Annotated in this window: 4 protein-coding genes; all 4 read left to right on the plus strand. The window is 72.9% G+C overall.

Annotation, left to right across the window (positions count from 1 at the left end; genetic code table 11):
* The coding region (locus FHE66_RS09135; RefSeq protein ID WP_139072661.1) for a Gfo/Idh/MocA family protein at positions 1-885 on the plus strand (885 nt) is incomplete at its 5' end.
* Between the two features lie 32 nt (positions 886-917).
* Complete coding sequence (locus FHE66_RS09140) at positions 918-2393, plus strand: sugar ABC transporter ATP-binding protein (RefSeq protein ID WP_139072662.1); 1476 nt, start codon at positions 918-920, stop codon at positions 2391-2393.
* The gene (locus tag FHE66_RS09145; RefSeq protein ID WP_139072644.1) at positions 2390-3478 is read left to right on the plus strand and encodes an ABC transporter permease; all 1089 of its coding nucleotides are present in this window, start codon (positions 2390-2392) and stop codon (positions 3476-3478) included. The genes FHE66_RS09140 and FHE66_RS09145 overlap by 4 nt, the downstream gene beginning before the upstream one ends.
* Positions 3475-3943, plus strand: a 469-nt coding sequence (locus FHE66_RS09150; protein WP_369692758.1) for an ABC transporter permease, incomplete at its 3' end; no start/stop codon positions are given. The genes FHE66_RS09145 and FHE66_RS09150, both read left to right, overlap by 4 nt.

The raw sequence follows: 3943 nt of genomic DNA on the forward strand, positions 1-3943 counted from the left end.
GTCGTGCACATCTGCACGCCCAACTACCTGCACTACCCGCTGGCCATGGCCGCCATCGAGGCCGGCAAGCACGTCGTGTGCGAGAAGCCGCTCGCCACCAACCCGCAGGACGCCGTGCGGATGGCCGAGGCGGTCACCGCCCGGGGCCTGGTCGGCGCCGTCCCCTTCATCTACCGGTTCCACCCCATGGTCCGGGAGGCGCGCGAGATGGTGCGCTCCGGCGGCCTGGGCCGCGTCGTCCTCGCCCACGGCTCCTACCTGCAGGACTGGCTCAGCGGCGCCCAGGACGACAACTGGCGGGTCGACGCCCGCCTCGGCGGCGCCAGCCGCGCCTTCGGCGACATCGGCTCCCACTGGTGCGACCTCCTCGAGTTCGTCACCGCCGACCCGATCCGCGCCGTCAACGCCCGGAGCGCCACCGTCAACGCCGAGCGTGGGGGGCGCTCCGCCGTCGAGACCGAGGACGTCGTCGTCCTCCAGTTCGAGACCGAGGGGGGCGTGCTCGGCACCGCGACGGTCTCCCAGGTCTCCCCGGGCCGCAAGAACCGCCTCCTCCTCGAGGTGTCCGGCTCCGAGGCGAGCATCTCCTTCGACCAGGAGGACCCGGAGAAGCTCTGGGTCGGCGCCCGGCAGGGCTCGCGCCTCCTCGTGCGCGACCCCGACGTCCTGTCGGCCGCCGCCGCCCCGTACGCCGGCGTGCCCGCCGGGCACCCGCAGGGCTACCAGGAGTGCTTCGCGAACTTCGTCGCCGACACCGCCCGGGCCATCGGCGGGCAGACCCCGGACGGGCTGCCCACCTTCGCCGACGGCCTGCGCGCCTGCCGGATCGCCGACGCCGTCCTCCGCTCCGCCGAGACACAGGCCTGGACCGAGGTCGAGTCGTGACCACCGGGGGTCGGGGGGCCCCGCTCCTGCGCATGGAGGGCATCACCAAGTCCTTCTTCGGGGTCCAGGTCCTGTCCGGGATCGACCTCGAGGTCCGGGCCGGTGAGGTCCACGCCCTCGTCGGTGAGAACGGCGCCGGCAAGTCGACCCTCATGAAGATCCTCGCCGGGGTCCAGCCCGCCGACAGCGGCACCGTGACCCTGGACGGTGAGCGGGTGAGCTTCGGCCACCCGCTGGAGGCGCAGGCCGCCGGCGTCACCACCGTCTTCCAGGAGTTCAACCTCCTGCCCGAGCGCACCGTCGCGGAGAACGTCTTCCTCGGCCGGGAGCCGCGGCGGCGAGGCCTCGTCGACCGCGCCCGCATGGTCAAGGACACCGGTGCGCTCCTCCAGGACCTCGGGGTCGACACGATCTCCCCGCAGGTCAAGGTGCGCAGCCTGTCCGTCGCCGAGCAGCAGGTCGTCGAGATCGTCAAGGCGATGTCCTTCGACGCCCGCATCATCTCGATGGACGAGCCCACGGCGGCGCTCGCCGACCACGAGGTCGAGCTGCTCTACCGGCTCGTGCGCCGCCTGCGGGACCGCGGGGTCGCGGTCCTCTACGTCTCCCACCGGCTCAAGGAGATCTTCGACCTGTGCGACCGGATCACGGTCCTCAAGGACGGGAACCTCGTCGCCACCGTCGACGCCGCGGACATCACGCCGGACGAGCTCGTCCGCACGATGGTCGGGCGCTCGATCAGCTCGCTGTTCCCCGCGCCCCGCGAGGGCACCTCGCTCGGCGACGTCCGCCTCACCGTCCGCGGCGCGGGCAACCACATGGTCCGCGACATCGGCTTCGAGGTGCGGGCGGGGGAGATCGTCGCGCTCGCCGGGCTCCAGGGCAGCGGGCGCACCGAGATCGCCCACGGCCTGTTCGGCGTCGACCGCTTCCGCACCGGCGAGATCGAGGTCGACGGCCGCCCCGTCTCCCCGCGCTCCCCGCGCCAGGCGGTCCGGGCCGGCGTCGCGCTCGTCACCGAGGACCGCAAGGCCGAGGGCCTGGCCCTCAACCAGTCCGTCGTCGCCAACGCCCGCCTCGTGCTCGACGCCGTCACCCCGCGACGGGCCGCGGAGCGAGCGCGCCGCATCCCCGGGATCCTGTCCTCCCTCGAGCTCACCGCCCGCAGCGGCGGCCACGAGGTCCGCTTCCTGTCCGGCGGCAACCAGCAGAAGGTCGTCCTGGCCAAGTGGCTGGTCACCGACCCCCGCGTCATCGTCATGGACGAGCCCACCCGCGGCATCGACGTCGGCGCCAAGCACGCCGTCTACGAGCTCATGCGCGACCTCGCCGCCGAGGGCGTGGCGATCGTCCTCATCTCCTCCGAGCTGCCCGAGGTCATCGGGATGGCCGACCGGATCATCGTGCTCCACGACGGTGAGATCAGCGGCGAGCTGCCCGGCGGCTGCGACGAGGAGGCCGTCATGGCCCTGGCCACCCGGCACGACACCGTGGAGGAGAGCGCATGACCGCCCGTCCCGAGGTCGGCACCGCGCCCACCGGCCGACCGCCCGCGCCCCGGCCGATGCCCAGCCGCGTCTCGGCGCTGCGTCACGTCCCGCTCATCTACGTCGCGCTGCTCATCCTGCTCGTCGTCGCCGCCGTGCTCATGGCGGCCCGCGGTGACAACCTCCTCAGCGGCGGGTCGATCGTCGACATCCTCACCCGCTCCAGCCTGCTCGGCTTCATCGCGATCGGGCAGACCCTCGTCATCCTGTGCCGCTCCCTCGACCTGTCGGTCGGGTACGTCGCGGCGCTGAGCAGCCTCGTCGCCGCCGTCGTCATGGACGGGGACCCCTCGCGGATCGTCCTCGGGGTGGCCGCCGCGCTCGGGGTCTCGGCCGCCGTCGGGCTGTTCAACGGCCTCGTGACGACGAGGCTCGGGGTCCACGCCTTCATCACGACCCTCGGCTCCGGCCTCATCATCAAGGGGTTCCTCGACACCCGGTACCCCGGCCCGTCCGGGTCGGTCCCCTCCGCCTTCCAGAGCTTCGGGTACACCCGCATCGGGGTGCTGCCGCTGTCGGCGGTCGTCATGCTCGTCATCGCGGCCGCCGGCGTCGTCCTGCTCCACCGCACCCGCCTGGGGCACTCGATGTTCGCCGTCGGCGGCAACATCGACGTCGCCCGGCTCTCCGGGATCCGCACCGACCGCACGCTCGTCGTCGCGCACGTCCTGTGCTCCCTCATGGCCGGGCTCGCCGGGCTGCTCCTCGCGGCGCGCTTCAGCACCGGCGTCGGCGCCCAGATCTACGGCGCCGGGTACGACCTCGACTCCATCGCCGCCGTCGTCCTGGGCGGCACGCTCCTGCTCGGCGGCCGCGGCGGGATCGGTGGCACGATCGCCGCCGTCCTCATCCTCGCGGTGCTCGACAGCCTCTTCAACGAGCTGCAGATCAACCCGTTCTTCCGCGACGTCCTGCGGGGAGTCATCATCATCGCCGCCGTCGCCCTGTACGCCCGCCGCCAGATCGACCCGAGGAAGGCCAGGGCGCGCTTCCGGGACGTCACCTCCCGGGCAGCCGGGGCAACGAGCCGAGGAGGCCGCTCATGACGACGACGCCGGACCAGGCGGCGCGCCCGTCCGTGCTCGACCGGCTGCGCCGCGCGGGCAGCGGCCCGGTGTTCGTCGTGCTCACCGTGCTCGTGCTCGCCATGGCCGTGCTCAACCCCGGCTTCTACGAGCCGCCGTCGCTCATGGCGTTCCTGCGCAACGCGGCCCCGCTCGTCGTCCTCGCCATCGGCCAGTACTTCGTCATCGTCTCGGGGGAGTTCGACCTGTCCGTCGGCAGCCTCGTCGGGGCGCAGGTCGTCATCGCCGCCCGCCTCATCAACGGCGAGGAGGACCGCACGTGGCCCGTCATCGCCCTCATGGTGGGCTTCGGGCTCCTCGTCGGCCTCGTCAACGGCCTGGTGACCACCCTCCTGCGGGTCCCCTCGTTCATCACCACCCTCGGCACGATGCTCGTGCTCTTCGGGGCGATCCGCCTGTGGACCGGCGGCTCGCCCACCGGCGCGC

It is taken from the genome of Georgenia sp. 311 (assembly GCF_006151955.1).
Taxonomy (GTDB): Bacteria; Actinomycetota; Actinomycetes; order Actinomycetales; family Actinomycetaceae; genus Oceanitalea; species Oceanitalea wutianyii.